Origin of the sequence: Paenibacillus etheri, from assembly GCF_001012825.1 — a bacterium.
Classification (GTDB): Bacteria; Bacillota; Bacilli; order Paenibacillales; family Paenibacillaceae; genus Paenibacillus_AQ; species Paenibacillus_AQ etheri.
The window spans coordinates 211,551-237,883 of record NZ_LCZJ02000019.1; the positions used below are offsets into that span (position 1 = coordinate 211,551).

Annotated in this window: 28 protein-coding genes; 22 read left to right on the top strand and 6 right to left on the bottom strand. The window is 42.3% G+C overall.

Going from position 1 to position 26,333, the window contains the following annotated elements; all coding sequences use genetic code 11:
• The first annotated feature begins 78 nt into the window (after positions 1-78).
• The 8 genes from UQ64_RS10605 to UQ64_RS10640 all read left to right on the top strand — a co-directional run bounded on the left by UQ64_RS10605 (position 79) and on the right by UQ64_RS10640 (position 10,166).
• Positions 79-993: a DMT family transporter gene (locus UQ64_RS10605; protein ID WP_209445748.1), complete on the top strand. Its 915-nt coding sequence runs from the start codon at positions 79-81 to the stop codon at positions 991-993.
• Between the two features lie 32 nt (positions 994-1,025).
• Positions 1,026-1,871, top strand: coding sequence for a class I SAM-dependent methyltransferase (locus UQ64_RS10610; RefSeq protein WP_060623445.1), 846 nt, complete (start codon positions 1,026-1,028; stop codon positions 1,869-1,871).
• A 238-nt stretch (positions 1,872-2,109) separates the two neighbouring features.
• A complete protein-coding gene (locus UQ64_RS10615; RefSeq protein WP_060623446.1) occupies positions 2,110-3,609 on the top strand; it encodes a sugar ABC transporter ATP-binding protein in 1,500 nt (499 codons plus the stop codon).
• Positions 3,610-3,641: 32 nt separating this feature from the next.
• Positions 3,642-4,634 (top strand): ABC transporter permease, encoded by a 993-nt coding sequence (locus UQ64_RS10620; RefSeq protein WP_060623447.1) that lies wholly within the window; start codon positions 3,642-3,644, stop codon positions 4,632-4,634.
• A 60-nt stretch (positions 4,635-4,694) separates the two neighbouring features.
• The gene (locus UQ64_RS10625) at positions 4,695-5,675 is read left to right on the top strand and encodes an ABC transporter substrate-binding protein (protein WP_060623448.1); all 981 of its coding nucleotides are present in this window, start codon (positions 4,695-4,697) and stop codon (positions 5,673-5,675) included.
• 113 nt (positions 5,676-5,788) lie between these two features.
• Complete coding sequence (locus UQ64_RS10630) at positions 5,789-7,399, top strand: response regulator (RefSeq protein WP_060623449.1); 1,611 nt, start codon at positions 5,789-5,791, stop codon at positions 7,397-7,399.
• The gene (locus UQ64_RS10635; protein ID WP_060623450.1) at positions 7,396-9,180 is read left to right on the top strand and encodes a cache domain-containing sensor histidine kinase; all 1,785 of its coding nucleotides are present in this window, start codon (positions 7,396-7,398) and stop codon (positions 9,178-9,180) included. The genes UQ64_RS10630 and UQ64_RS10635 overlap by 4 nt, the downstream gene beginning before the upstream one ends.
• Positions 9,177-10,166, top strand: coding sequence for a substrate-binding domain-containing protein (locus UQ64_RS10640; protein WP_060623451.1), 990 nt, complete (start codon positions 9,177-9,179; stop codon positions 10,164-10,166). Before UQ64_RS10635 ends, UQ64_RS10640 begins: the two co-directional genes overlap by 4 nt.
• A gap of 157 nt (positions 10,167-10,323) precedes the next feature.
• On the opposite strand, the gene UQ64_RS10645 is transcribed toward UQ64_RS10640, so the two are convergent.
• Positions 10,324-11,208, bottom strand: a complete 885-nt coding sequence (locus tag UQ64_RS10645) for a LysR family transcriptional regulator (protein WP_060623452.1) — start codon at positions 11,206-11,208, stop codon at positions 10,324-10,326.
• A 331-nt stretch (positions 11,209-11,539) separates the two neighbouring features.
• Here UQ64_RS10645 and UQ64_RS10650 point away from each other — a divergent pair, with 331 nt between their 5' ends.
• The 10 genes from UQ64_RS10650 to UQ64_RS10695 all read left to right on the top strand — a co-directional run bounded on the left by UQ64_RS10650 (position 11,540) and on the right by UQ64_RS10695 (position 18,711).
• Positions 11,540-12,472, top strand: a complete 933-nt coding sequence (locus tag UQ64_RS10650; RefSeq protein WP_060623453.1) for a phosphate ABC transporter substrate-binding protein — start codon at positions 11,540-11,542, stop codon at positions 12,470-12,472.
• Between the two features lie 91 nt (positions 12,473-12,563).
• Entirely contained in the window at positions 12,564-13,466 is a 903-nt protein-coding gene (pstC, locus tag UQ64_RS10655) for a phosphate ABC transporter permease subunit PstC (protein ID WP_042128137.1), read from the top strand.
• A complete protein-coding gene (gene pstA / locus UQ64_RS10660; protein WP_060623454.1) occupies positions 13,463-14,359 on the top strand; it encodes a phosphate ABC transporter permease PstA in 897 nt (298 codons plus the stop codon). Before pstC ends, pstA begins: the two co-directional genes overlap by 4 nt.
• 39 nt (positions 14,360-14,398) lie before the next feature.
• On the top strand, positions 14,399-15,175 hold the full coding sequence (gene pstB, locus UQ64_RS10665; RefSeq protein WP_060623455.1) for a phosphate ABC transporter ATP-binding protein PstB: 777 nt from the start codon (positions 14,399-14,401) through the stop codon (positions 15,173-15,175).
• Positions 15,176-15,296: 121 nt separating this feature from the next.
• Positions 15,297-15,899, top strand: a complete 603-nt coding sequence (locus UQ64_RS10670) for a nitroreductase family protein (RefSeq protein ID WP_060623456.1) — start codon at positions 15,297-15,299, stop codon at positions 15,897-15,899.
• A gap of 264 nt (positions 15,900-16,163) precedes the next feature.
• On the top strand, positions 16,164-16,343 hold the full coding sequence (locus tag UQ64_RS10675) for a helix-turn-helix transcriptional regulator (protein ID WP_060623790.1): 180 nt from the start codon (positions 16,164-16,166) through the stop codon (positions 16,341-16,343).
• A 2-nt stretch (positions 16,344-16,345) separates the two neighbouring features.
• Positions 16,346-16,618, top strand: a complete 273-nt coding sequence (locus tag UQ64_RS10680; protein WP_060623457.1) for a hypothetical protein — start codon at positions 16,346-16,348, stop codon at positions 16,616-16,618.
• An 85-nt stretch (positions 16,619-16,703) separates the two neighbouring features.
• Complete coding sequence (locus UQ64_RS10685) at positions 16,704-17,420, top strand: MBL fold metallo-hydrolase (protein WP_060623458.1); 717 nt, start codon at positions 16,704-16,706, stop codon at positions 17,418-17,420.
• A gap of 1 nt (position 17,421) precedes the next feature.
• On the top strand, positions 17,422-17,994 hold the full coding sequence (locus UQ64_RS10690) for a TetR/AcrR family transcriptional regulator (protein WP_060623459.1): 573 nt from the start codon (positions 17,422-17,424) through the stop codon (positions 17,992-17,994).
• Positions 17,995-18,018: 24 nt separating this feature from the next.
• Positions 18,019-18,711 carry an AlkZ-related protein gene (locus UQ64_RS10695; protein ID WP_060623460.1) on the top strand — a complete coding sequence of 231 codons (693 nt, stop codon included), beginning with the start codon at positions 18,019-18,021 and terminating at the stop codon, positions 18,709-18,711.
• Between the two features lie 71 nt (positions 18,712-18,782).
• Here UQ64_RS10695 and UQ64_RS10700 read toward each other — a convergent pair whose 3' ends face one another.
• The 3 genes from UQ64_RS10700 to UQ64_RS10710 form a co-directional block, all read right to left on the bottom strand.
• Complete coding sequence (locus UQ64_RS10700) at positions 18,783-18,965, bottom strand: hypothetical protein (protein WP_060623461.1); 183 nt, start codon at positions 18,963-18,965, stop codon at positions 18,783-18,785.
• 221 nt (positions 18,966-19,186) lie between these two features.
• Positions 19,187-20,416 carry an aminopeptidase gene (locus UQ64_RS10705; RefSeq protein ID WP_060623462.1) on the bottom strand — a complete coding sequence of 410 codons (1,230 nt, stop codon included), beginning with the start codon at positions 20,414-20,416 and terminating at the stop codon, positions 19,187-19,189.
• 49 nt (positions 20,417-20,465) lie between these two features.
• The gene (locus tag UQ64_RS10710; RefSeq protein WP_060623463.1) at positions 20,466-21,698 is read right to left on the bottom strand and encodes an aminopeptidase; all 1,233 of its coding nucleotides are present in this window, start codon (positions 21,696-21,698) and stop codon (positions 20,466-20,468) included.
• 177 nt (positions 21,699-21,875) lie between these two features.
• Here UQ64_RS10710 and UQ64_RS10715 point away from each other — a divergent pair, with 177 nt between their 5' ends.
• Complete coding sequence (locus UQ64_RS10715; protein ID WP_060623464.1) at positions 21,876-22,151, top strand: hypothetical protein; 276 nt, start codon at positions 21,876-21,878, stop codon at positions 22,149-22,151.
• Between the two features lie 61 nt (positions 22,152-22,212).
• Here UQ64_RS10715 and UQ64_RS10720 read toward each other — a convergent pair whose 3' ends face one another.
• Positions 22,213-23,559, bottom strand: a complete 1,347-nt coding sequence (locus UQ64_RS10720) for a TrkH family potassium uptake protein (RefSeq protein WP_082651065.1) — start codon at positions 23,557-23,559, stop codon at positions 22,213-22,215.
• 162 nt (positions 23,560-23,721) lie between these two features.
• Between UQ64_RS10720 and UQ64_RS10725 the strand changes: the two genes are divergently transcribed.
• The 3 genes from UQ64_RS10725 to UQ64_RS10730 all read left to right on the top strand — a co-directional run bounded on the left by UQ64_RS10725 (position 23,722) and on the right by UQ64_RS10730 (position 24,935).
• On the top strand, positions 23,722-24,075 hold the full coding sequence (locus UQ64_RS10725; RefSeq protein WP_060623792.1) for a VOC family protein: 354 nt from the start codon (positions 23,722-23,724) through the stop codon (positions 24,073-24,075).
• Positions 24,076-24,200: 125 nt separating this feature from the next.
• Positions 24,201-24,377, top strand: a complete 177-nt coding sequence (locus UQ64_RS32830) for a GNAT family N-acetyltransferase (RefSeq protein ID WP_425339582.1) — start codon at positions 24,201-24,203, stop codon at positions 24,375-24,377.
• A gap of 6 nt (positions 24,378-24,383) precedes the next feature.
• Positions 24,384-24,935 carry a GNAT family N-acetyltransferase gene (locus tag UQ64_RS10730; RefSeq protein ID WP_245237918.1) on the top strand — a complete coding sequence of 184 codons (552 nt, stop codon included), beginning with the start codon at positions 24,384-24,386 and terminating at the stop codon, positions 24,933-24,935.
• Positions 24,936-24,971: 36 nt separating this feature from the next.
• On the opposite strand, the gene UQ64_RS10735 is transcribed toward UQ64_RS10730, so the two are convergent.
• Positions 24,972-26,291: a hemolysin family protein gene (locus UQ64_RS10735; protein ID WP_060623466.1), complete on the bottom strand. Its 1,320-nt coding sequence runs from the start codon at positions 26,289-26,291 to the stop codon at positions 24,972-24,974.
• Positions 26,292-26,333 lie beyond the last annotated feature (42 nt).

Genomic DNA, 26,333 nt, shown 5'->3' on the forward strand with positions numbered 1-26,333 from the left:
ATGAAATTAGATGCATTTTTTCACGGTCTGCGTTAAATTAACATAAGTGACTTAAGATAGTGAAAGGACGCGTACCATGTGAAGCTTAAAAAACCGCCACTTCCTATTCCAATTTTAATGTTGATTGGGATTGTGGCCATCTCTTTTTCCGCCATTTTTATTAAGTGGTCTGCAGCGCCTGCATCTATACAAGGAATGTATCGGCTGCTGTTCACCGCACTCCTGATGTTACCTTTTGCAAGACCATACTGCGGAGCAGCGTTCGCTCTTCGTAAAAAAGACTGGATCATGTTAGTGCTCTCAGGCACTATGCTAGCTCTACATTTTTTGCTTTGGATGGGCTCTTTGAAGTATACTTCGGTAGCTAGTTCAACGATGATCATGGCGCTGGAGCCAGTGTTTATTATGCTGGGTGTTTATTTTTTGTATAAGGAAAAAACGGCTGTATCGGCTATTCTGGGGCTGAGTATTGCTATTGGCGGAGTAGTGTTTATCGGCTGGGGAGATATTGGTATCTCTGCGGATAATCTTAAAGGTGATTTGTTATCGGTTGGAGGTACAGTAGCGGTAGCTGTGCATATGCTTATCGGTCAAAAGCTTGTAGTGCGCATGCCTTCATATTTGTATAGCTTGATAGTGTTCTTGTCAGCGGCTGGCGTGTTTGCTATATACAATCTGATAATGGGGATTTCCTTCTTCAACTATCCTGCGAATGAGTGGGGAATCTTCCTATTGCTAGCAGTGGTTCCAACGGTGTTCGGCCATATTTTATTTAATTGGCTACTTCAGTATGTATCCGCAACTACGGTATCAATGAATATCTTAGGTGAACCAGTGGGGGCAAGTATCCTAGCTTATCTGCTCTTGGGAGAACAATTAACTGCGCTACAATGGGCAGGTGGACTTTTGGTTATGTTTGGACTGGGCGTATATTTGTATGCTGGAAGAAAGAAAACGATTCAGATGGCAGAAGCCATTCAGAATGCTTCATAACAGATATTTTAATCATAAAGGGGTCACAAGGTATGGAAGAACAAGATCAAATTGTAGATCAGAATACTGAAAAAAACACAGGGCCAACGAGTGAGGAACTATGGAACGAAGACACGTACACAGCTTGGGTTGCTCGATTTGGTGCACCGTCAGAGGCAGCAGCCAAGTTGATTAAGGAACCAGGTGCAAAGCTGTACCCGCTCTCTTCTTATTTTGGGGATGTACAGGGTAAAAAGATGATGAATCTCATGGGATCAAACGGAATGAAAGCAGTCGCACTGTCATTACTTGGGGCAGACGTAACGGTTGCTGACTTCTCAGAAGCTAATGCTCGTTATGCAGCTGATCTCGCACAAGAAGCGGGTGTTCAGCTTAACTATATCGTATCGGATGTTCTTAAGCTTCCAGATCACGTGCTTGATGGTTCATATGATGTCGTATTTGCTGAATTAGGAATTGTACACTACTTTACCGACCTAGCACCGTTCATGGAAACCGTCCGCCATTTACTTTCTCCTGGTGGAATTTTTGTTCTGCGAGATTTCCATCCTGTGACAACTAAGCTTATATCCTCTAAAGGATCTACAGCGAAGGTTCGCAAGCACAAAGTTAGCGGTAACTATTTCGATACGACATTGGAAGAAAAAAAGGTCTCGTACTCTAAGTATCTACCTTCCACAGGTAAAGCAGTAGGCGAACAGGAGCATAGCGTTGTATATTGGCGCCGCTGGACGCTTGGAGAAATTGTAACAGCCGCTGCCAGCTCCGGGCTTGTGATCCAACAATTGGTTGAAGAACCCAATCTATCTTCGGATGTTTATGATAAAGGAATACCCAAGACATTCACCTTGGTGGCTGGAAATGGTCTGAACCTGTAGGAGTATATTTTATGCATTACAATATTCTTATAGTTCTCGTAGAAACGGCTGCATCGTCCCTGAAAGGACGGCGCAGTCGTTTTTTTGCTTGATTCAAAACATAAAATTTTAAACTTTTTTACGGAGAATATTCCATTACATTGGAAACTTATAGGTAATACAATGATTTTACATTCAACATTGAAAGCGATTACTTCATAAAAAAAGGTACTCATAAAGGATTTGAGGTGGATATGAAATGGACGAAATATTATTACGAATGGCGGGGATTGATAAATTTTTCCCAGGTGTTCATGCATTGAATCAATGTCAATTTGAACTAAAGCGTGGGGAAGTGCATGCATTAGTTGGTGAAAATGGCGCAGGAAAGTCTACCTTAATGAAGATTGCAACAGGTGTCTATTCCAAGGATGCGGGTCAGATGTGGTACAAGGGATCTGAGGTGGAGATTGCCAATACCCGTGCTGCGCAGGAGCTCGGGATTAGTATTATCCATCAGGAACTGAACTTAATGCCGCATCTCACAGTGGCCCAAAATATATTTATTGGTCGTGAGCCGCGTAAGGCACTGAAATGGTTCGTTGATGAGCTGGAGCTAAACCGTAAGGTGCAGGAACTGTTTGATCAGATGAATCTAAAGCTGGATCCGAAGACTTTGGTCTCAGACCTGACGGTCGCTAATCAGCAAATGGTTGAAATCGCCAAAGCCTTGTCTTTTAATGCGGAGGTACTGATTATGGATGAACCAACCGCAGCGTTGACAGATATGGAAATTAACGAGTTATTCCGTATGATCAAGCAATTACGAGAAGAAGGTGTAGGTATTATATACATCTCGCACCGTATGGATGAGTTGAAACGGATCACAGACCGCATTACTGTCATGCGGGATGGTTGTTATGTGGATACCGTTAGGACAGATTCGGTAACGATTGATCAGATTATTAGCATGATGGTCGGTCGTGAACTGTATCAAACGTCGAAGCCAACGGTTTCGTTACAAACACAGCAAGTGGTACTAGAGGTCCGAAATCTATCTAGTGGGCAGTTGTTGAAGGATATCAGCTTTCATCTGAATAAAGGTGAAATCCTGGGCTTCGCTGGATTAATGGGAGCTGGACGTACTGAGGTTGTTCGTGCCGTATTTGGTGCTGATCCTATCGATAAGGGTGAGATTAAGCTGCATGGAAATACGGTTCGTATAAGACAGCCTCATCATGCGGTGCAGCATGGTATTGGCTATTTGTCCGAAGATCGCAAACGCTACGGACTGCTTGTAGATATGGACATTAGCATGAATAATGCGATTGCTTCCTTCTACAAATTCCGTAATGCATTCGGATGGATGAGGGATCGGGAGATGCGAAAGTCAGCGGAGCAGCATGCGGAAGCACTAGCAACCAAGACTCCAAGTGTAAGTCAAAAAGTCAAATTCTTATCCGGTGGCAATCAGCAAAAAGTAGTTATCGGGAAATGGTTAACGAGAGATTGCGATGTGTTGATCTTCGATGAACCAACTCGTGGTATTGATGTAGGTGCGAAAAGTGAGATCTATAAGTTACTTGATCAGCTGGCGAGTGAGGGAAAGGCGATCATTATAGTCTCTTCAGATCTCCCAGAGATTCTAAGAATGAGCCATCGCATTATTGTCATGTGTGAAGGACGTATAACTGGTGAACTACTCGCAGAAGAAGCGTCGCAAGAAATGATAATGAAATATGCGACAATGCGTTCATAATCGTTCAAGAGTTTATCGGAGGTGTCAAGGTCATGAAGATCGCAGGTAAAGGGATTAGCCAGCCTATCAGCTCCAAGCAAACCGGAGCGCAATCAGGGTTTAAACAAAAATTATTAGCATTCGCAAGTTTGATCATACTGGTCATCGTATTTTCCGTGGCATCAAGTAACTTTTTTCAGTTTTCTAATCTAGTGGGGATCCTCGTCTCTACAGCTGTAATTGGAGTATTAGCGCTGGGCGCAACCTTTGTAATTATTACGGGTGGAATCGACCTTGCTTTGGGTACTGTGATGACCTTCTCCTCGGTGATGGTTGGCGTCATTATTACATTCTGGGGTCTACCCGTTCCATTCGGAATTGTAGGCGGGATTCTAGCTGGTGCACTATGTGGCTTTATAAGCGGTTTAATGGTGGCAAAAATGAATATACCACCTTTCATTGCTACTCTGGCGATCATGATGGTCACTAAAGGATTGTCCCTTGTCATAACGGGTGCCAAGCCGATTTACTTCAATGATGATCCGATATTTGCCAAGATTGCAATGGGTAAGATGATCCCAGGCATTCCGAATACCATCATTATCTTCTTATTGCTGGGAGTTATCGCAAGCATCATCTTGTCGAAGACGATTATTGGACGCTATAATTTTGCGCTTGGTAGCAATGAAGAAGCAACTCGCTTATCCGGTGTGAATACGGTCAAATGGAAGATTGTAATCTATACCATCACGGGGATCTTCAGCGGAATCGCTGGTATCCTGATGGCATCACGACTAAATTCAGCCCAGCCGTCACTTGGTACTGGTTATGAACTTGAAGCTATAGCGGCAGTCGTCATTGGAGGCACTTCTTTAAGCGGGGGCGTAGGTTCTATTCTAGGTACGATTATTGGCGCACTGATTATGAGTGTACTGACGAATGGCTTACAGATTATGTCCGTTGCTCAGGAATGGCGGACAGTCATTGTTGGCGTTGTCATCATCATAGCGGTATATGCTGATATTCTTCGCAGACGGAAGCAATGAACGAGGTATTATCTCCATACGGAGTGATATACAAAGCAAATGACGAGGGGGAAAATTCAAATGAAACAGCGTCGCAGAGGGATTATCATGCTTGCCAGTTTGTTACTGGCTACTACCTTACTTGGTGCTTGTAACAACAGTGATAGCAAAAAGAGTGCATCCGGTTCAGACAAACCATATATCCCAGTCATTTCAAAAGGCTTCCAGCATCAATTCTGGCAAGCGGTGAAGCAAGGGGCCGAGAAGGCTGCAAAGGAGTTTAATGTCGAGATTACATTTGAGGGACCTGAAAATGAGAGTCAGGTAGATAAACAAATTGAGATGTTACAGACGGCGCTAGACAAGAAACCTGCAGCAATCGCGTTAGCAGCTCTGGATAGCAAAGCAGCGATTCCATATCTGGAAAAGGCAAAGGAAAACAATATTCCAATCATTGGCTTTGACTCCGGTGTAGATAGCGATATTCCTGTAGCGACAGCAGCGACTGACAATAAAGCAGCAGCAGCGTTGGCAGCTGATAAAATGGCTGAGTTGATTGGCAAAAAGGGGAAAGTAGGTCTAGTCGTACATGACCAAACAAGTAGCACAGGTCAACAGCGTCGTGATGGATTCTTAGAACAAATGAAAGCGAAATATCCAGATATTGAAGTGTTAGAGCCACAATATGGCGGTGGAGATCAGTTGAAGTCTACGGATCTTGCAAAAGCGATGATGCAAGCCAATCCAGACCTTAAAGGGATCTATGGCTCAAACGAAGGTTCTGCAGTAGGTGTAGCTAATGCAGTAAATGAGTTGCAGATGGGTGGAAAGATTGTGGTCATCGGCTTTGACTCCGGTAAACAGTTAATGGATGCTATTCGTAGTGGTGTTGTGGCTGGCGCTGTTACACAGGACCCCATTGGTATTGGTTATCAAGCGGTGAAGGCAGCAGTTCAGGCGATTAAAGGGGAAACCGTAGAAAAGAATATTGACACCGGGTTTCACTGGTACGATAAGAACAATATTGATTCCGATGAGATCAAACCTCTGCTATACGAATAGAAGAGATTAATAATAGAGGTTGCCTCAAGAAGGCGACCTCTATTATGCTTATCCCAAAAGGTAAACTTTTACATTATAAGTAATCGAAGAGTTAATAGCTGAGGAGGTGTTGGATGTATAAGATTATTCTGGTTGATGACGAAGATGAGGTTCGTGAAGGGATCAAACAGAAGATATCTTGGAATAATCATGGTTTTGAGCTCGTTGGAGATTTCGATAACGGCAGAGATGCCCTTGATGCGATCGAGCAGTATCGACCGGATGTGATTATTACAGATATTTGCATGCCCTTTATGGATGGACTAGGATTGGCCAAAGCTGTAATGGAACGATACCGGGACATGAAGGTCATTATCGTAACTGGTTATGAAGACTTCGAATATGCCAAGCAGGCTATAACCTTGAAGGTGACTGAATATTTGTTAAAACCGATTAATGCTCGTGAGTTTGCCGAATATCTAAGAAAAATGAAGCAAGATTTGGATGAAGAGCATTTACAAAAGGCTAATATCGCTAAGCTTCGCATGCAATTAAATCAGAGCTTTCCTTTGCTTCGCGAACGTTTTCTGGAGAAGCTTGTTACTACTCGAATGAAAAACGAAGAGATCGAGAATAAAATGAGCTATTTTCATATTCAATTGCGGGGTGCGGTTAACCTAGCAATCGTAATCGATATAGAAATGGAGAATCGGAGCCTGGATATTGCTTCAGACGCTGAGCTACTGCACTTTGCGGCTTTTAACATTGTGCAGGAGCAACTTGAGAAGGAGCAGGGCGGCGTGGTGTTTCAGACGAGAGATGGGAAACTCGCCGCGATACTTTCAGGAGATTCCGAAGAGATTGAAGTCACAACACAGCTTCTCGCGGATCAAGTTCAGTCTAGCCTGAACAAGTATTTGAACCTGACGGCAACTATCGGCATCGGTAGAAAATACGCTGACTTACAGCAAATTCCACAATCATACCAGGAAGCAATTTCATCCATAGAATATCGATATCTTTTAGGGATAGATAAGGTTATCTCCATACAGGATCTTGAGTATGGCAAAGGATTGGATCAAGCCCATTTCTCATCATGGGAAAAGCAATTCATATCCGCGTTGAAGACAGGTAAAGCATCAGTGACCTCGGAGGTTCTCTCAAAATGGTTTCAGGAGCTAAAGAGCAATAGCTCTTCAATAGAAGGCTGCCGCAGTAGCATCTACCAGATGCTCGTCTCTCTAATGAACTATGTGGTCGATATCGGATTCCCAAATACAGAGCTTGTTTCGCATAATATGTTCGCTGAGGTTGCAGCCCTTAAGACTTTAGATGAAGCAAGGAATTACTTGGAAAGAACTTGCCATGAGCTGATACTCAAGCTATCAGAACAAAGAACAACCGTAAGGACTTCTCAGATGAAATCCGCAGAAGCTTATATTCGGGAGAATTATTGTAATGACAGTTTTTCACTTAATGAGCTATGCAGCCATATTTTTATGAGCATCAGTTATTTCAGTGCGACTTTTAAACAGCATACCGGCGAGACTTTTATTGAGTATTTGACTCGCCTTCGTTTGGAAAAAGCTAAAGAACTCCTTACCGTCACACAGTTGAAGACTTACGACATCGCTGCTAGAGTTGGCTATGCTGATCCTCAGTATTTCAGTGTGATTTTCAAACGCAATGTTGGAATCACACCGAAAGAATATCGACAGCGACAGAAGGAGAATCTCCTTCTATGAAACCTCACCGCTTCTTCCGAAGTCGAAGTATTCATAATAATATCGCTATTTCTTTTTCACTTCTAATCCTCTGCACGACTATAGTACTAAGCTATACTTCATACCGACTCTCCTCAGCTGCCGTCATGGGGAATTCTGTAGCCTATACTTCACAATTAATTGAACAAGTAAAGCTGAATATCGAGAATTATATTAGCAACATGGAGAGTATTGCTGCTTTGGTATTAACTAGCAGTGATCTTGAGAAATATGTAAAAGGTTCGAGTTCGGGACGAGAAGGTAAGGTCAAAGATAAGCAGTTAGCCAGCCAATATCTTCGATCTGTCATCCAATCCCGCACTGACATATCTTCTATAGTGTATGCAAGCTCGGAGGGGATAACGGTTTCGGATCGACTGGACGCAGTTTTGAAACCGCTTCCTGAGTTGATTGCCCAAGAGTGGTATCAGCAAGCTATGAACCAGACCGGAGTGGCTGTCTCCTCCTCACATGTTCAGCACTTATTCCAGGATGAATATCGTTGGGTAGTGTCGATCAGTAGAAAGCTTTCGGATACTTTTTCTGAGATGGAAGCAGATCGACAGGGTGTGCTACTTGTGGATCTTAATTACAGCGTTATTAACAATTTGTGCAAACAAATCGAACTTGGAAAGCGTGGTTATGTATTCATCGTAGATCCGTCAGGAAGCCTAGTTTATCATCCTCAACAGCAGCTGATCTACTCACAGCTCAAGTTTGAGCAATTGGAAACCGTTCTTGGGATTAAGAGCGGGTCGGTTACGGTGAACACAGGGAACGAACAAAAACTATATACCGTGGATACAACCAGCTTTGGCTGGAAGATTGTGGGGGTTACCTATCCAGATGATCTAGTCGCTAACAAACAGCAGATGCAAGGGACCGCCGCCTTGTGGGGAGCCGTAAGTCTAATCTTTGCTATGGCAATATCTGTGCTTCTTTCGTACGCTTTGACCAAACCGCTCAAGAATTTGGAAATTAATATGAAAAAGGCTGAACGCGGAGAGTTCGACATTCGCGTAGAGATTGAGAGTACGAACGAAATCGGCAAGCTTGCCCGAACATTTAACCTGATGATTATGAAGATTAAAGAGTTAATGAGTCAGATTGTCATGGAGCAAGAGATGAAGCGTGTGAGTGAGTTAAAGGCACTGCAAGCACAGATTAAGCCCCATTTTTTGTATAATACCCTAGACTCGATCATCTGGATGGCAGAGACCGGTAAAATGGAGGAGGTGGTTGAAATGACCTCATCATTATCGAAGCTGCTGCGTTCTACGATCGGAGAGGGCGAGGAATTGATCCCGATCGCAAGAGAATTAGAACATATTCGGCACTATTTAACGATTCAGAACATGCGCTATCGCAATAAATTCACTTATTCAATAGAGGTGCATGAAGACATTCTTGAATGCAGTATATTGAAATTAGTCCTTCAACCCTTAGTTGAAAACGCGATTTATCATGGGATAAAGCATAATCCTGAACAAGGCCACATCCTGATTAGGGGTAAAAAAGAGCAAAATGATATTACCATTCAGGTTATTGACAATGGTGTCGGTATGAATCCAGAGCAGATGAGCAAGTTACTGCTTCAAAAGGCAGATTACAGGATTGGCAGTGGGGTAGGCGTTGCGAATGTAAACCATCGTATTCAGCTTTATTTCGGTGACCATTACGGTTTGTCTTTTACAAGTGAAATGGAAGAAGGGACGACGGTCACATTGAGAATTCCTGCGCTCTATGAGGAGGGGAGTCCATGAGTTCACTATGGTCAAAAATAGGCCTGTCTGCTCTACTATTATTCTTCATTGTAGCGCTTGGGTGGGTAGGTTATCGTATGTTTACGAATGAGCTGGATACAAAGGTCAGAACCATTATATACGTTCCTAAGACCATCGATAGTAGTATTGAATTCTGGGAAGTAATGAAACAAGGTGTGGCGACTGCTGCCAAGGAATTCGGTGCAGACGTTCATACGGTAGGAACAGATACCGAGCTTGATGTGGATAAGCAAATACAACTACTGGAACAGGCGATTCAGAAGAAGCCTGATGCCATTATTTTGGCTGCTACTGACTATTATCGTCTCGTTCCGATTGCAGAGAAGATTAAGGCTGCCGGTATCACTCTTATTACGGTGGATTCGGGACTGAACGGTGGTGTATCGGAAAGTTTTATCGCCACAGATAATTACGAAGCAGGACGTAAAGCAGCACAGGAGTTGATTGAAAATATTTATAGCGACGATCAAGTCGCCATTGTGAATTTTGTACAAGGCTCCGCTACAGCTATCGAGAGAGAGAAAGGGGTTCGGGATGCTTTCTCTCAGAATGGAGTTAATCATGTGTATGATACCCTTTATAGCAACGGATCTTCGCAGAGGGCATACCAATTAACTATTGATCTTCTAAAGAAACAGCCACAGTTAAAGGGAATCATTGGCCTCAATGAGCCATCTACATTAGGTGCGGGACTGGCAATTATGGATATGGGCTTAAAATCAAAAGTGAAGCTGGTTGGGTTCGACAATTCTAGTAGTGAGGTTCAATTGCTGGAGAAAGAAATTATGCTGGGAACGGTGATTCAGAAACCTTTTACTATGGGGTACTTGGCAGTGAAAACAGCACTTGAAGTCGTTTCTGGTCACAAAGTACCTCCTGTTATGGATACAGGCTCCGAATTCATTACGAAGGAAAATATGTACACAAGCGAGAATGAGAAGTTAATGTTTCCGTTTATAGAATAGCAAGTAATAACGCCATCGGCGTCCCTAAAGGACGGTAAGCGTTTAAGTGAGAACTATAAGGATTAGTAGAGTGTGAAACTTATACTTTCTATATTTTAAATAAGGGAGCGCCCAAAACCATTATGGCTTTGGGCGCTCCCTTTTATAACATATAACCTTATAAGTTGCTTAATATTTGGGCAAAAGATTGCTGCAACGGTGTTAATATATGATCTTTTCGCCACGCCAGAACAAAACCACCGCTCTCAGGCAAAATTCCTGGTAGTGGAGCATAAGAAAGACGACCTAATTCAAGTTCTGCTTCAATGCTAACTCTAGAACAAATTCCTACGCCATCCCCCCCGCTGACTAGCTTCTTTAGGGTCTCGGGTGAGTTCAACTCGGATCGGTTCCACAAGCGGAAATGATTTAATTCTGCCCATTGATCCGCAAATCCTCGTAAACAAGAGCCAACCTCATACTGAATCCAAGGCTCAAGCGCGATCTGTTCCGGTGTTAATTTCTCTATAGTTTCAAATGGATGACCAGGTGCAAAAATGAGTACAGGCTCGTCTCGGACAATGATCTGAAAGTTAAAGGATTCATCATGCCAATCAGCAGTGTGTAAAATAGCCATTTGAATATCTCGGCTTCGGAGTCGTTCCCTTAACAAAGTATCACTTTGGATCGTTATTGAATTATTAATCCCCGGGTATTGTTTCATGAATTGGATTAGCCCTTTAGGTAAAATATAAGTTGCAGGAATATAGCTTGCTTCAAGCTTTAAAGTACCTTGTGAAGGAGAAGAAAACTGTTTTACAGTACGTTCAGCTTCGGCTGTAAGTGAGACAATCTTGAGCGCATATTGATATAGAGCCCGACCTGCATCTGTGAGCAGCACTCTTCCACTTCGATATAGAAATAAAGGAGTTCCAAATTCATTCTCAAGATTCTTCATATGAAAAGATACAGTGGGTTGTTTAAGACCTAATTCAGCAGCTACGTCGGTTACTTTCTTATATTTTTCAAGTAGGATAACGATCTTTAACTTCATAATGTTCATGATTTTCCTCCGGATGATGCTTAGTTGGATAACAAATTATATCTCCATTATAGATTAAATCTATACATATATATAGTTTCTATTGGTATTTTTATTGTTGGCTTTACAAAGTTAAGAAGTTTCTCTAACGAACGAGCTCTAGAATAAGAAGAGTCAGAGGGGCCAAGAAGCACCGGACAACAACAATAACATATGCATACAATGCACTTTTACAGTAAACAAGCATATGGGGGCCAAAGCTCTACAACACCATGTTAAAGCTTTCGAGGCCAGTTTGTATGAACTGTATAAGGAAGCCATGCTAACAAAACATTTAGGAGGAGACAAAACAATGCAATTCAAAAAATCATGGATTATGACTTTGGCTTTAACAAGCGTACTGGCACTTTCGGCTTGCGGTAATGGTGGGGCAAACAACACGGGAGGAAATGCTGCAGCTACAAATGAGGGAAGCGGTTCTAAAATAAGTGGTTCGATTCTAGCTTCAGGTTCAACAGCACTACAACCATTGGTTGAGCTGGTAGCAGAGAATTTCATGGATAAAAATACTGGTGTAGATATTCAAGTTCAAGGCGGCGGCAGTGGTACTGGTCTTACTCAAGTAGCTGAGAAACAAGTAGATATCGGTAACTCTGACGTATTTGCAGAAGAAAAACTAAAAGATAAAGATGCAGAAAAAGCAGCAGCTCTTGTAGATCATCAAGTAGCAGTAGTTGCGATTGCAGCAGTAACTCATCCTGATGCAGGTGTGGACAGCTTGACTAAGCAACAGCTTATCGATATTTTCACAGGAAAAGTTACGAACTGGAAAGAGGTTGGTGGAGCGGATCAAAAAATCCAAATCATCAACCGTCCAGGCAGCTCCGGTACTCGCGCAACCTTTGAAAGCTTTGCACTTGGAACCAAAACTGAAGATATCCCAGGATCGATTCAAGAAGATTCCTCCGGTACTGTTAAGAAGATGATCGGAGAAACTCCAGGGGCTATCGGTTATCTGGCTCTTTCATACCTTGATGATTCAATCAAAACACTTAGCCTTGATGGTGTAGAAGCATCTGTAGACAATGTTATTTCTGGTAAATATCCAGTATGGGCTTACGAGCATATGTACACAAACGGCGAACCAAATGGAACTGTAAAAGCATTCCTAGACTTTTTCTTAACAGACGAAGTACAAACAGGTGAAGTCGTTGAGCTTGGATACATTCCAGCAGTGAAAATGCAAGTTACTCGTGACGTTGCAGGAAATGTTACAGCTAAGTAATTCACTTCTAAGCAATTAGTAAGGATTAGAATCTCAAGTGATTAGAGGCGGATACATCTGCCTCTCTTTTCACTTTAGAAAGAGGGAGCAATTGAGGGTGAAACTAAAGAACTCACGCATCGAGAAACATCATATTGAAGATTTTGTGGGACGTACCTATATGTCCTTCTGTGTACTACTATTGATAACAATCATTGTATCGATGGTATATTTTGTAGCGTCAAAAGGTATTTCAACTTTCACAAGTGGTGATGTTAGCGTTACTGATTTTCTATTCGGTACAAAGTGGTCACCTGAAGCGGATACGCCGTCCTTTGGTGCTTTTCCGTTTATCACAGGATCCTTCTTGGTTACTTTACTTGCAGCATTGATTGCTAGTCCACTTAGCCTATGCGCAGCGCTATTCATGACTGAGATTGTTCCAGGATGGGGCAAAAAATTGCTTCAGCCAGTAATTGAGCTGTTGGCAGGTATCCCTTCAGTTGTATATGGTTTCATCGGATTAAGTGTTATTGTACCGTTTCTACGCAACAACCTGCCTGGTCAAGGCATCGGGGTAGCTGCAGGCGCGCTTGTGCTCTCGGTCATGATTCTTCCGACGATTACAAGCGTGGCTGCAGACGCGCTGGCTTCATTGCCGCAAAATTTAAAGGAATCCTCCTATGCGCTTGGTGCCACCCGGTGGCAGACGATCTCTCGAGTAATTATTCCGACAACGTTTCCTGCGATTATGACAGGTATAGTACTGGGGATGGCACGTGCATTCGGCGAAGCCCTTGCTGTACAGATGGTTATCGGGAATGCGCCATTCGTACCCAAATCACTCTTCGAATCAGCTTCAACCCTAACGAGTGTGATCACGCTTGGAATGGGGAACACAACCATGGGCTCTGCACACAATAATGCACTATGGAGTATGGCACTGGTTCTTATGCTAATGACCTTTGTATTTGTCTTCTTTGTGAGACTGCTTGAAAGGAGAAATAAAATTTGAAGCCGAGAACCGTAAATAAAATTGCCACAAGCCTTATTGTATTTTTCGCATTGCTCATCGTAGCCATTCTGGTTGGTCTATTGGGATATATCCTCTTTCGAGGTCTTAGTCACATTAGTTGGGACTTTCTATTCTCCGCACCTCAAAAAATTCGAGCAGGTGGAGGGATAGGTCCTCAGCTATTCAACTCTTTATTCCTTTTGGTCCTCACGCTAATTATTACAGTGCCTCTGGGACTGGGTGCCGGTATTTATATGGCTGAATATGCTCGTCCAGGAAAAATCACCGGCTTTATTCGCTTAATAGTTGAGGTATTATCTTCGTTCCCTTCAATCGTAGTCGGCTTGTTTGGTCTATTGCTGATTGTTAACTATTTTAATCTTGGCTTTTCCTTAATTTCTGGAGCACTGGCATTGACGGTCTTTAATTTACCGCTGATGGTTCGGATTACTGAGCAAGCTTTCCGTAGTGTTCCGAAGCAACAAAAAGAGGCTGGTTTTGCGCTTGGATTGTCCAAGTGGAAAATCGTAACCTCTGTGTTGTTTCCAGTAGCATTACCAACGATTATTACGGGTACAATTTTGTCCGCTGGCCGTGTCTTTGGGGAAGCAGCCGCATTGATGTTCACTGCAGGAATGAGTAGTCCAAGACTAGATTTCACCAACTGGAATCCACTTAGTCCGAACTCACCACTGAATCCTTTCCGTCCAGCAGAAACACTGGCTGTTCATATCTGGAAGGTAAATAGTGAAGGCATTGCTCCTGATGCCGCTCAAATTGCTGCGGGAGCTTCAGCAGTACTTGTAATTATGGTATTAATCTTCAACTTGGCAGCACGTTATTTCGGAAGATTCATTTATCGTAAGCTTACAGCTTCAAAAAGAATGAACTAATTCCTAAAAATTAAAGTAGAGATGTAGGAGGAGTAATCGATGGGAACGTCGGCAACAGCAGTGCGTGAATCTTTTCAAACCGAGGACCTGAGTATTTTTTATGGAACATATGAGGCAGTAAAGGGGATTAGTCTTCCTTTTGCTGAAAATACGGTAACTGCACTGATCGGCCCATCCGGCTGCGGTAAATCAACCTTTCTTCGTTCACTGAACCGGATGAATGACGAAATCTCCGGATCAACGACCAAAGGAAGCATCTGGATTGATGGCGTTGATATTAATGCTTCTGGCACAGACGTTATCAAACTGCGTCAGAAGATCGGGATGGTTTGGCAAAAGCCGAATCCGTTCTATAAATCCATTTACGATAATATCGCTTTTGGACCTAAGTATCATGGGGTTAAAGGAAAAAAAGCACTCGATGAGATCGTAGAGAGCAGCCTTCGTAAGGCAGCATTGTGGGATGAAGTGAAGGACCGGTTAAAAGATTCAGCATTAGCTTTGTCAGGTGGACAACAGCAGCGCCTTTGTATTGCAAGAGCGTTGTCAGTTAACCCACAAATTCTACTCTTGGACGAACCAGCATCCGCACTAGATCCGGTTTCCACGGGTAAAGTAGAGGAGCTCATCAAGGAGTTAAAAGAAGAGCTTCGCATTGTAATTGTGACACACAACATGCAGCAAGCTGCACGGATTTCTGATTATACCGCTTACTTCTATCTAGGATCTCTTGTAGAATACGATAAGACGGATAAGGTCTTTACTAATCCTGAGAATCAAATGACACAAGAATATATCATGGGTCGTTTCGGCTGAAGCACTTTAACATCGTTCCTTAGGGGACGATGTTTTTTGTTTCCTGTTATTTGCAAAAGGGAGATAGATACTGTATCATTTATGATAATGATTATCATTATTACTACAGGGAGTGGATCTGATGACACAAACTCAACCGACTCAAAAGAATAGCGTAGCTGATGTGATTAAAGAACGTCGCTCTATTAAGCTTTTTAAAAAAGATCCACTGCCACAAGGACTATTAGAGGATTTGTTAAATGTAGCTGTATGGGCGCCGAATCATGGTGTGCGTGAGCCGTGGAGATTTATTGCTTTTCAAGGCGAAGGTACAAAGTTCTTGGCTGAAGCGGCATTTGCTTTCGTGAAACGTGCCTTTTCTGATCCTGAAGTGGCTGCTAAGCGAAAAGAATATATCTCAAATATTCCTTTAACGTTAATGGTGGTAATGCCTGAAGATCCTCGGCAGAGAGAATGGGATGAGGACTTTGCAGCAGCGTCCGCACTTGTACAGAACTTTCAGCTAGCAGCTTGGGAACAGGGCGTCGGAACGATTTGGAAGACCGATCCTTATATCAATTCTCCTGAATTCCGTAACAAGATTGGTGTGAAGCCAGGTGAGAAGATTATAGCTATGATCCACGCCGGATACCCGGAAACTGTGCCAGACAGCCGTCCGCGCACGGATGCTTCAGAGTTGCTGAAGATAGTAGATAGCTATCCAGAGAACGAGGTAGTGGAATAAACAGGAGACAATACGTTATTTGAATAATGACTATCACAGGAATATATATACAAAGCATCCGAAGGGGTGCTTTTTTTGTTGTATAGAATCCGTCGAAGGAAGTGTAATAATGGGTGGAGTACCAACATGGCCAGATAGCAAAGTAGTGTTAAAATGTCTAAAGCAATATATAATGTGCATAATGAATGATATTGATTACAATTTGGTTAAATGGATGAATCTAAATAAGGAGGGAATAGCGTGGGGGAGAACAAGAACATCAAGATGAAACTGGCTCGTATACAAAAAGATCTTTCCCAAGAACAGTTAGCGGAAGTTGTAGGGGTTACAAGACAGACGATAGGCCTGATTGAAGCCGGGAACTACAACCCGACGCTTAAGTTGTGCATAGCTATCTGCAAAGCATTGGATCGATCATTAAACGATATTTTTTGGGAGGATTAAAATTGAGAGGGTCAAGGATTAAAGATGAGCGGATTATCACCGAAATTCAGAAGTTTAGTACGCATAGGTTTATGATTGTGTTTGTGGGCTTTCTGGTTAGTCTTTTTGTAAAGGTGTACCTATCTGATCTTAGAGAAGCCGGGCAATTGGATATAGCTAAAAGTATCATGAGCACCCTTGTGGGTTCCGTTATATTTTTCATTGGGATTACATGGATGCAGTGGTTCATCATCAAAAAATCTAATAAAAATGCGGACAAAAATCTAAATGGTTAGAAGAATGAATTAATTCACTCTTGTGAAACTAATATGATTAGTTTATATTTAAGCTAATACCATTAGTTTTTGTGGAGGGGTAATGATGAGAGTAACACGTGAAGGTCATTTATTACAGCTGACTTGGATGCCGAGAGTGTTTCCTGTGAATTGTTACATTATTGAGGAAGACAATGAATTGACTTTGATAGATGCGGCAATGCCGTTCAGTGTAAAAGGAATTATAGATACCGCAACGAAGTTAAATAAGAAGATCACTCGTATTATATTAACGCATGCTCATGACGATCATATAGGTGCACTGGATGAGCTAAAGAATCAGCTTCCAGAGGCTCAGGTGTACATTTCAGAAAGGGATGCAGCTTTGCTTCGCGGAGATCGTTCACTTCGTGAGGGAGAACCTCAGACCCCTATAAAGGGAGGTGTGCCCAAGAAGGTTACAACAAGACCAGATGTTTTACTCTATGATGGAGATACCATTGGTTCATTAACAGCAATTCGAACGCCTGGTCATACCCCTGGTTCTATGTCCTTCATTGATTCACGAAGCGGCGCTGTTATCGTTGGAGATGCATTTCAAACCTTCCGAGGAACCGCAGTTTCAGGAACCGTAATTCCTTGGTTTCCGTTTCCTGCTATGGCAACCTGGAGTAAGAATCAAGCCTTAAAAAGTGCGATTAAGCTTCTAGAGGCTTCTCCTACAATACTGGCTTCTGGACATGGAGACTTACTTAAAAACCCAGTAGAAACCATGGAGAAAGCTATACTCAAAGCACAAATGATTCAAGATAGGAGTAATTAAAATGTCACCTAGAGCAGGATTAGATCGTCGTACGTTAGTTATTGCAGCTGCTGAAATCGCTGATCATGAAGGAATAGAGGCCGTAACCTTAGCCGCATTGGCTAAGAAACTAGGTGTTCGTTCTCCGTCATTATACAATCACATTAACGGGCTACAGGAATTGCGTACACAACTTGCGATTTATGGACTAAGCGAGCTTTCCAATGCAATGAATAACGCAGCTAATGGCTTTAGTGGAGACGTTGCTGTACAGGCGATGGGGCGAGCGTATGTGGACTTTGCTAGAAGTCGACCTGGATTATACGAGACAACGCTGCGAGCCCCTGAACAGGCAAATATGGAGCTGGAAAAGGCAAGTGATCATATTTTGAAGCTGATCATTGATGTGATGAAGGATTATCACTTGGGTGAGGAAGGAGAAATTCATGCAGTACGCGGGTTACGAAGCATTCTGCATGGCTTTGCCTCTTTGGAACAAAAAGGCGGTTTTGGAATGGCGCTTGATACTAATGTAAGCCTATCTCGGCTCATCAGTAGTTATATTGCTGGGATCGGAAATATGAAGTCTAAGTAATAGTACATAGGAGATGATGTAGTGATGTATAAGGGATATGAAAAGGAAAGTGTCATCACTTTTGAGGAAACTGCAGAAATCGTTACCAAGATTGGGATTTTGCCGCTTGCAACCCTGATTCCTGAGCACCCATCTTTAAATGGATTAACGAAAGCGGAGAATTGGCATACGGGATCAGAGCTAGATCCGTGGTCATGGCGTGTAAGGTTTCCTGGTGAAGGCCTGGCTGGGTATGGAAAGTTTGTTAAGAAAAAAGCTATCTTAGTCTCTAGCGAGTGGTTTCCGGCATTTGTAGCAGCTGTAGGAAGCACTAAATCTATAGAAGAACGTTATAACGATGGTTTGGCAAGCAGAGAAGCAGTGACTTTACTGCAAATTGTCCGTGAACATCAAGGGATTGATACGCGTGTACTTCGTGCTGAGGCTGATATGAAGGCTAAAGAAAAGAAAACGGCATTCGATAATGCGGTTACGGAGCTACAGGCATCGCTGGACATCGTTATTTCAGGTGTAAAAGAACGCCAAAATGCAGAAGGTGAGAAAAATGGCTGGAGCAGTACCTCGTTTGAGACCGTAAACCACTGGATGGAAGATAACGGCCTTTCCTCATTTGAAGGCGATCGAGAAGAGGCAATAGCTTGGCTACATTCCAAAATGAATGGCATATGGTCGCCTACAGCAATAGCCTGGACGAATAAAGCATTCTCATGGAAATAAAAACGGTTAACCACTACTCCCATGAGAGTGGTTAACCGTAAGCGTATTCTAATAAAGTCATATCCATCACATTATTGTTCCAACATAGGTGCCAAGTAAGCAATCAGGAAATACAAGAATCCGAAAAACAGCATAACATAGGCGGTATATTTGATTGCATTAGATGCAACAATTCTTGAATCCACCGGTGTTTGAATTTCGAGCTGTTCTTCTTCAACGCTGTCAATTTCATTGGATATTGGGTCTCTCAACATGATAATCCCCTCCTTGGAAATTAGATCCTTAACTGTATTGTGACATATTTGTGAACGGAAATCAACAATAGTGTGAACAAATGTTGAACTTTTATTCAAATTTGGACTATTTGTTATCTGGATATCTTGTGTGCAATAAAAAACAACCTGGTTTTATCCTCGGAAGAGGAACAAAGCAGGTTGTTTGGTATTTTATTTATTCTATAATCTAAGCGAATAATTTAAGCCCAATCTCCATCACGGAAGATAGGTACGGTTGTTCCATCATCCTTAATGCCATCAATGCTCATTTCAGGTGAGCCCATCATAAAATCAACATGTGTATGGCTTTGGTTCATTCCTTTTTCCTGCAATTGTTCTTTGGTCATTGTCGTACCCTCTTGAAGCGTAAAGGCATATGCTGCACCTAGCGCCAAATGGCAGGAGGCATTCTCATCGTACAATGTAGTGTAATATAGAATTCCGCTCTCGGAGATCGGGGAGTGGAAAGGCACCAAAGCGACTTCTCCAAGATAAGCAGAACCTTCATCCAAAGCGATAAGAGAAGCAAGCGTTTCTGAACCTTTTTCAGCGGTGAAGTCCGTTACTTTGCCGTTCTCAAAGGTGAGGGTGAAGTTGTCAATAAGATTACCCCCGTAGCTAAGCGGCTTAGTGCTGCTTACCTTACCATTCACACCGGACTTCAGAGGGGCAGTAAACACTTCTTCAGTTGGGATATTGGCGAGGAAAGGAACTCCTTTGCCATTGACAGCTCCTGCTTGACACCAAATATGCCCTTCTGGAAGCTCAATCGTCAAATCGGTTCCAGGTCCTGTGTAGTGCAGCTTGCGGAACTTATTATCATTCAAGGTAGTACAACGTGCTTTCAGACCATCTAAATGTTGACTCCATGCTTGTATAGGGTCAGCTTGATCCGCACGTGTAGCTTTAAAGATAGCATCCCATAGCAGATCAATCTGCTGATCAGTTGATGCTTCAGGGAATACTTTTGCCGCCCAAGATGCTGATGGGAATGCTACAATACTCCAGCTTACGTGATTCCCCATTAACAACTCACGATATGGAGCTAATGTCTGTCCCGAGATCCGCTGATTATCCGCAATTCTTCCTGACTCTACACCACTCAATAGATCTGGATTCGTTGAAGTTATCGATAGAAATGCTGCACCCTTTTTAGCCAAATCTTCCAATTCATCTGCTTGCCATTGTGGCGGTTCCAAAAAGGAATCGGATGGAGCGAGGTCATATCGAGTACGTGTAACAACCTCATCACTATAATTAACCTTGACGAGCTTCGCTCCCGCTTCATAAGCTTTACGTACTACAAGACGCACTAGTTCTGCGGAAACGATGTCGGCATTTACAACAAGGGTCTGCCCAGGTTGGATATTAACTCCAATCTTCACTGCCAGCAAAGCATAATTCTCCAGTTTTTGCTTGAAATCCAACATAGTTTCAACTCCCCCAATATCTCTAGTCTTTATTTCATATTTGCAATAATTAGAACGCCCAGTTCCCATTTAGGAATACAGGTTCTTCGGTTCCATCAGCAGAGATACCATTAATGCTCATCTCCGCTGAACCGATCATGAAATCCACATGGGTAACGCTGTTATTCAATCCATGTGCAATCAGTTCATCTGGAGTCATATCTTTACCACCTTCTAAGCAGAAAGCATAAGCCATACCTATAGCTAGGTGATTAGATGCATTCTCATCAAACAAAGTATTGTAATAAAGAATATTGGACTCAGAGATAGGGGACTTATGAGGAACTAATGCAACTTCACCGAGGTATTTTGCTCCTTCATCCATACTAATGAGGTGTTCTAGTGCTTCTTGACCTTGCTCTGCACTAACACTTATAATTCGTCCATTCTCAAAAGTAATAGAGAATCCATCGATGATATTGCCTCCATGGCTAAGAGGTTTTGTGCTTCGTACGGTACCATTCACACCAGTCTTTAGAGGAGCCGTAAATACTTCTTCAGTAGGCATATTGGCTACAAAAGAATGACCTTTAGCATTAATGCTGTCTCCTTGTGCCCAAATATGACCTTCCGGAAGCTCAATGCTTAGGTCCGTACCTGGCGCTATGTAATGCAGCTTTTTATATTTTTTTGCGTTGAGTACATTTGCTTTCTGATCTAAGGTGTCGAGATGTTCTTGCCATGCAGCTACTGGATCTTCTCGATCAAGGCGTACGGTGTGGAAAATAGCTTCCCAAAGCTTACTTACTCGTTCTTCAGCTGGAACATCCGGGAATACTTTGTCTGCCCATGCCTGACAAGGTACTGCAACAATACTCCAGCTAACTTTGTCGGACATTTGCATTTCACGATATTTGGTGAGTGCGGCTCCCCGTACTTTTTGATAATTGGAAATACGTACAGGATCAATGCCTTTAAGTGCATCAGGATCTTCCGCGATCACGTTAAGAATAGCCGCACCCTTCTCGGCGAGTTCGGTCATTTCACCTGCGTACCAAGTAGGAGGCTCAGTGAACACTTCTGGTGCAGCATGTTCAAACTGCTGGCGTGTAATGCTCGCATCACTCCAGTTCACCTTCACCAAGCTTGCTCCAATCGCATATGCCTTAGCGGTAATTATACGAACGAAATCAGCTGCAAGAATTGGCGCATTCACCACCAGAATTTGCCCTGGTTGAACGTTAACCCCAATTTGCACAGCTAGATCTGCATATTTACAAAGCTTTGCTTCGAAATCACTCATCGATATTTCCTCCATTTGCTAATAGTTTGGTACTTTACAAGTATTGTACTAAATTATTAACCGCCGGATGAAAAAAGTCAATTACATGGAATTTACAGTGTAAATTGAGGAATTACATTCATTTCAATGCTATACTGAAAGGGGAAATGATTTGATGAAAGGAAGGAAGATAAGCGGATGAATCTAGAGATTGTAAGTGCTGAAATGAGCCGTAAAGAGGATAAAAGCTATGTAGGGAGGACGATATTCACTCTCGAAAACCATAAGGCTCCATATGAAATTACTTTTTTCAGTACAAGAGGAACGGAATGGGATTACAGCCTAAGCTTTGCAGGTGAGCCTGGAAGCGAAGAGCAGTTCTTAGAAACTGACGCGCTACTTGAAAATAATGACGAGGTATACAATCAGTTGCTTGATGCCGCTCTAGATAAACAAGAGATCGTTGAAGAGTAAAACATACAAGTGTTAATTGATTACCAGCGGCAATATTCATAGCCGCTGGTTACATCTCGCCTTATCCGATGGTAATCTTACCTTCAGGATAGCGGTAAAGTTCCTTACTACCCTTAGGTTTGAGTGCATAAGCTAGAGTAAGTGGACCTGTCCGACCCAGAAACATTAGAATAATAATGAGCACTTTACCCGCAGTAGTCAGTTCTGGTGTAAGTCCCATGGAGAGACCAGAAGTCCCGAATGCGGATACGGATTCAAAGAGTACAGCAAGAAAGTCAGCCTCCTCTGTTACGGATAACAACATCGTAGCGATGACAACTAACATAAGAGACATTAATGTCATCGTCACGGCTCTATAGACATTTTCTTTAGCGATCCGATGACGAAACATTACAATATCCTCTTTACCCCTTAATCTTGCAGAAACCGCAGCTACTAGAACAGCGAACGTAGTAATCTTAATTCCTCCACCAGTAGATCCAGGCGCAGCCCCTATGAACATTAGCAGAATCATTAGAAATTGTGTTGATTCCCGCATAAGTGGAATTTCAATCGTAGTGACGCCACCTGAACGTGGTGTTATCGCTTGTAAAAATGTAGCCATCGTCTTTCCACCCGCACTCAAGGGCTTCAGCGTAGAATTAAATTCTAGTAAGAAGAATAGAACTGCTCCAAAGACAATCAAAATCACAGAGGTCGAAAGAACAACCTTCGAATGTAGAGTAAGTCTTTTGCGTTTTGGAAAGTCAAAAACATCAGATAGCACGATAAAACCGACCCCTCCAAGAAAGATAAGGACCATTGAGGTGAAATTCACAATAGGATCATTTACAAATTGAGTAAGTCCACTAAAAGGCCCATGAATGTCACCGAATAGATCAAAGCCTGCATTATTAAAGATAGAAATACTGTGAAATATTCCATAATATACAGCTTTCCCGAAAGGCATATCCATCATAAACCTACCAGCAAACATAATGGCACCTGTGAGCTGAATAACAAGGGAATAGATCAGGACTCTGCGGATTAACTGGACAATACCCTGCATCGAATTCTGGTTCATAGATTCTTGCATAAGAATTCGTTCTTTAAACGATATTCGTTTATTAAGGACCAAAGTAATCAAAGTGGCCATCGTAATAAAACCCAATCCCCCAAACTGAAATAATACGAGTAGAACAACTTGTCCAAAAGTAGTCAGCTGTGTGCCCGTATCAATGACTGCCAGACCTGTAACACAGGTTGCCGATGTTGCCATAAATAATGCATCAATAAAAGAAATGTGCCCTTCTACTGAGGAGACCGGCAGGTTAAGTAAAAAAGTTCCGGCAGTGATAAGTATTACAAACCCTAGTGATAAGACTTTAGGTGGAGTTAATTTCAACCCACCGAAGTTCAGATTAGCCAATTCAATTCTCCTGTCATGCGTGAAATTAGAGTAGTGCTCACAAAATTATAACATAACTTGCCAGACCTTCCCTAAGCGGAGGGAGGTAATTGACATATTTTATCGAATTATTTTAGAATAACACCCTATTCTGCAACTTTATAAGAGGAGGCTTTCTTAATGGTGGTAAGTCCGATTCTGAATCAGATTGGTGCAGTTTTTATTCCGGTAAAAGATATTGAGAAATCCAAAGAATGGTATTGCCAATTACTTGGTTTGCCTTTGGATGGAGAAGTATTATTCGGGCACTTATACGTGATCCCTATGCAGGGACCAGAAATCGTATTAGACAGCAAAATTTATACTACTGAATCCGTTCTTAATATTCCTTCTTTTCATCTAAATACTGAAGATATTGATGCAGCTTATGATTATGTGAAAGCTAATGGCGGAAAGATTCTTACGGATATCGAGCATGATCATTGGTTCAATTTTAAAGATCCTGATGGTAATGTGATCATGGTCTGTCGTTGTTAAGAATGATTAAGTAAGGAAGAGAAGAAGGTACTATTGTTGGAACACTTCATATTCATTTATGTATGGATGCATTATGTGACGATCGACCCTTTGCCGTCATTGAAAGAGTCAACACTGCATAAGAGGTGAGAGGGAAAGGATACGGAGCAAAATTAATGAGATACGCTGAGCACGTAGCCACCTCTAGAGGCGCCCTTAAGATCATGCTATCGAGTGCGGTCAGAAGGGAGAATGCACATCAATTTTACGAACATCTTGGATATAATAGCAGCTCAAGTAAGCTGTTCAAAAAGTACTTATAGCTATTTATGATTGGAAGTGATGAAACGATGGTTACACTTAGAGAACTGGTGCCGGAGGATGCAGGTGAATTGCTTCGACTTCAGCATCAGTTAGACCAAGAGTCCAAGTTTATGTTATTAGAACCGGATGAACGACAAGCTAGTCTTAATCAGGTCAAAGAGATGATCGAAAGCTTCCTGGCAGCAGAAACTTCAATTCTTATGGGGGCAGAGATTGATGATCATTTGGCAGGTTACTTGTCTGTTAGAGGTGGAAGTGTTAGACGCAATAGACATAGCGCATACATAGTGATTGGGATTCAGAAACAATATCAGGGGAAAGGGATTGGGGCTGGTCTGTTCCGTGAGATGGACATCTGGGCTATGAATAGTGGGATTGTTCGTCTTGAGTTATCCGTCATGACCCATAATCAAGCTGCTTTGGCGCTATATACTAAGAATGGGTTTGAAATCGAAGGGACGAAGCGGAAATCTCTTATTGTCGATGGCCAGTGGGTAGATGAATACTACATGAGTAAGATCTTAATAAAAGAAAAAAGGATAGAGGATCAGATTTAATCTGAAGACTCTATCCTTTTTTTTATGATTAATAGCTTATGAATTCTCAGACGATTCAGCGTCACCTGTGGTCTCAATGATGACCTCAACCTTGCGTACACGGTATCTGTTCATCTCACGAATGATTAAGGTTACGCGGTCATGGACAATACTTTTGCCAACGGCTGGATCTGGAATATGACTGTATAGCCAGCCTCCAATCGTGGTCACTTCCTCATCTTCGAAATCAAGACCGGTGAGCTCCTTGACCTCAATTAGAGATACCTTACCATCGAACAGATAATTAGTAGCGCTTAATTTCTCAACGTTTCTGCGTTCATCAGCGTCAAATTCATCTCGAATTTCTCCAACGATTTCTTCCAAAATATCTTCAATCGTGATGAGTCCAGACGTTCCGCCATATTCATCAAGCAACAGGGCAATATGCACCCGCTCCATTTGCATACGTGTTAAAAGATTCTTAACAGGTGTTACTTCAGATACGGTTAGAACTGGCTGGATCAAACCTTTGAAATCAAAATCAGGGTTATTGTCATATTGCAAATAAAGCTGTTTCGTATTAATCATTCCGATGATATTATCCTTGCTACCTTCTGCAACCGGGAAGCGAGTATATTGTTCCTTACGAATAATCTCGAAATTTTCTTTCAATGAATGATTGGTGAAAAGACATACCATATCCGTTCGTGGAACCATGATTTCTTTGGCCAACATCTCATCAAAAGTAAAGATACGGTTGACATAGCCATATTCAGCTTTATTGATTTTTCCACTTTCATAGCTTTCGGACAAGATCAAACGAATCTCATCTTCACTATGAGCGTCTCCATGCTCACTGGCAGGCTTCATCCCAAAAAGGCGAACAAGCAAATTTGCGGAACCGTTCATGAACCAAATGAGTGGGTACAAAATTCTGTAGAACCAAATAATCAGCGGTGATGTAATTTGACCGATTTTTTCCGGAATGTTTATAGCTACCGTCTTCGGAGCAAGTTCCCCGACAACGACGTGCAGGAATGTTGCAATGATGAATGCGAATGCAAAAGCCAGAGGGTGACTCACACTTGAACTAATATTAGCCCAGTCGAATACCGGAAGGAGCAGCTGCTCAAACGCCGGCTCTGCCAGTGCACCAATACCCAGTGCAGTGATCGTAATCCCAAGCTGACACGCGGATAGGTATCCATCAAGATTAGCAGACACTCGTTGTACAGCTAACGCGTTCTTCTTTCCCTCGATCACCATTTGACTGATCTGGCTACCTCTAAGTCTCACCAATGCAAATTCCGTTGCTACAAAAAAAGCGGTTAAAATAATCAAAATAGCCACCAACGTCAAACTAAGTCCTATACCCATATAATCTTTACCATCCCTTTCGTTCCTAAAATAGGTTATACT

Excerpts from the sequence above, each read along its gene's own strand:
- UQ64_RS10610 (WP_060623445.1), top strand. The coding sequence starts at position 1,026 with ATGGAAGAACAAGATCAAATTGTAGATCAGAATACTGAAAAAAACACA.
- UQ64_RS10615 (WP_060623446.1), top strand. The coding sequence starts at position 2,110 with ATGGACGAAATATTATTACGAATGGCGGGGATTGATAAATTTTTCCCA.
- UQ64_RS10620 (WP_060623447.1), top strand. The coding sequence starts at position 3,642 with ATGAAGATCGCAGGTAAAGGGATTAGCCAGCCTATCAGCTCCAAGCAA.
- UQ64_RS10625 (WP_060623448.1), top strand. The coding sequence starts at position 4,695 with ATGAAACAGCGTCGCAGAGGGATTATCATGCTTGCCAGTTTGTTACTG.
- UQ64_RS10630 (WP_060623449.1), top strand. The coding sequence starts at position 5,789 with ATGTATAAGATTATTCTGGTTGATGACGAAGATGAGGTTCGTGAAGGG.
- UQ64_RS10635 (WP_060623450.1), top strand. The coding sequence starts at position 7,396 with ATGAAACCTCACCGCTTCTTCCGAAGTCGAAGTATTCATAATAATATC.
- UQ64_RS10640 (WP_060623451.1), top strand. The coding sequence starts at position 9,177 with ATGAGTTCACTATGGTCAAAAATAGGCCTGTCTGCTCTACTATTATTC.
- UQ64_RS10645 (WP_060623452.1), bottom strand. The coding sequence starts at position 11,208 with ATGAACATTATGAAGTTAAAGATCGTTATCCTACTTGAAAAATATAAG.
- UQ64_RS10650 (WP_060623453.1), top strand. The coding sequence starts at position 11,540 with ATGCAATTCAAAAAATCATGGATTATGACTTTGGCTTTAACAAGCGTA.
- pstB (WP_060623455.1), top strand. The coding sequence starts at position 14,399 with ATGGGAACGTCGGCAACAGCAGTGCGTGAATCTTTTCAAACCGAGGAC.
- UQ64_RS10670 (WP_060623456.1), top strand. The coding sequence starts at position 15,297 with ATGACACAAACTCAACCGACTCAAAAGAATAGCGTAGCTGATGTGATT.
- UQ64_RS10675 (WP_060623790.1), top strand. The coding sequence starts at position 16,164 with ATGAAACTGGCTCGTATACAAAAAGATCTTTCCCAAGAACAGTTAGCG.
- UQ64_RS10685 (WP_060623458.1), top strand. The coding sequence starts at position 16,704 with ATGAGAGTAACACGTGAAGGTCATTTATTACAGCTGACTTGGATGCCG.
- UQ64_RS10690 (WP_060623459.1), top strand. The coding sequence starts at position 17,422 with ATGTCACCTAGAGCAGGATTAGATCGTCGTACGTTAGTTATTGCAGCT.
- UQ64_RS10695 (WP_060623460.1), top strand. The coding sequence starts at position 18,019 with ATGTATAAGGGATATGAAAAGGAAAGTGTCATCACTTTTGAGGAAACT.
- UQ64_RS10700 (WP_060623461.1), bottom strand. The coding sequence starts at position 18,965 with ATGTTGAGAGACCCAATATCCAATGAAATTGACAGCGTTGAAGAAGAA.
- UQ64_RS10705 (WP_060623462.1), bottom strand. The coding sequence starts at position 20,416 with ATGTTGGATTTCAAGCAAAAACTGGAGAATTATGCTTTGCTGGCAGTG.
- UQ64_RS10710 (WP_060623463.1), bottom strand. The coding sequence starts at position 21,698 with ATGAGTGATTTCGAAGCAAAGCTTTGTAAATATGCAGATCTAGCTGTG.
- UQ64_RS10715 (WP_060623464.1), top strand. The coding sequence starts at position 21,876 with ATGAATCTAGAGATTGTAAGTGCTGAAATGAGCCGTAAAGAGGATAAA.
- UQ64_RS10730 (WP_245237918.1), top strand. The coding sequence starts at position 24,384 with ATGATTGGAAGTGATGAAACGATGGTTACACTTAGAGAACTGGTGCCG.
- UQ64_RS10735 (WP_060623466.1), bottom strand. The coding sequence starts at position 26,291 with ATGGGTATAGGACTTAGTTTGACGTTGGTGGCTATTTTGATTATTTTA.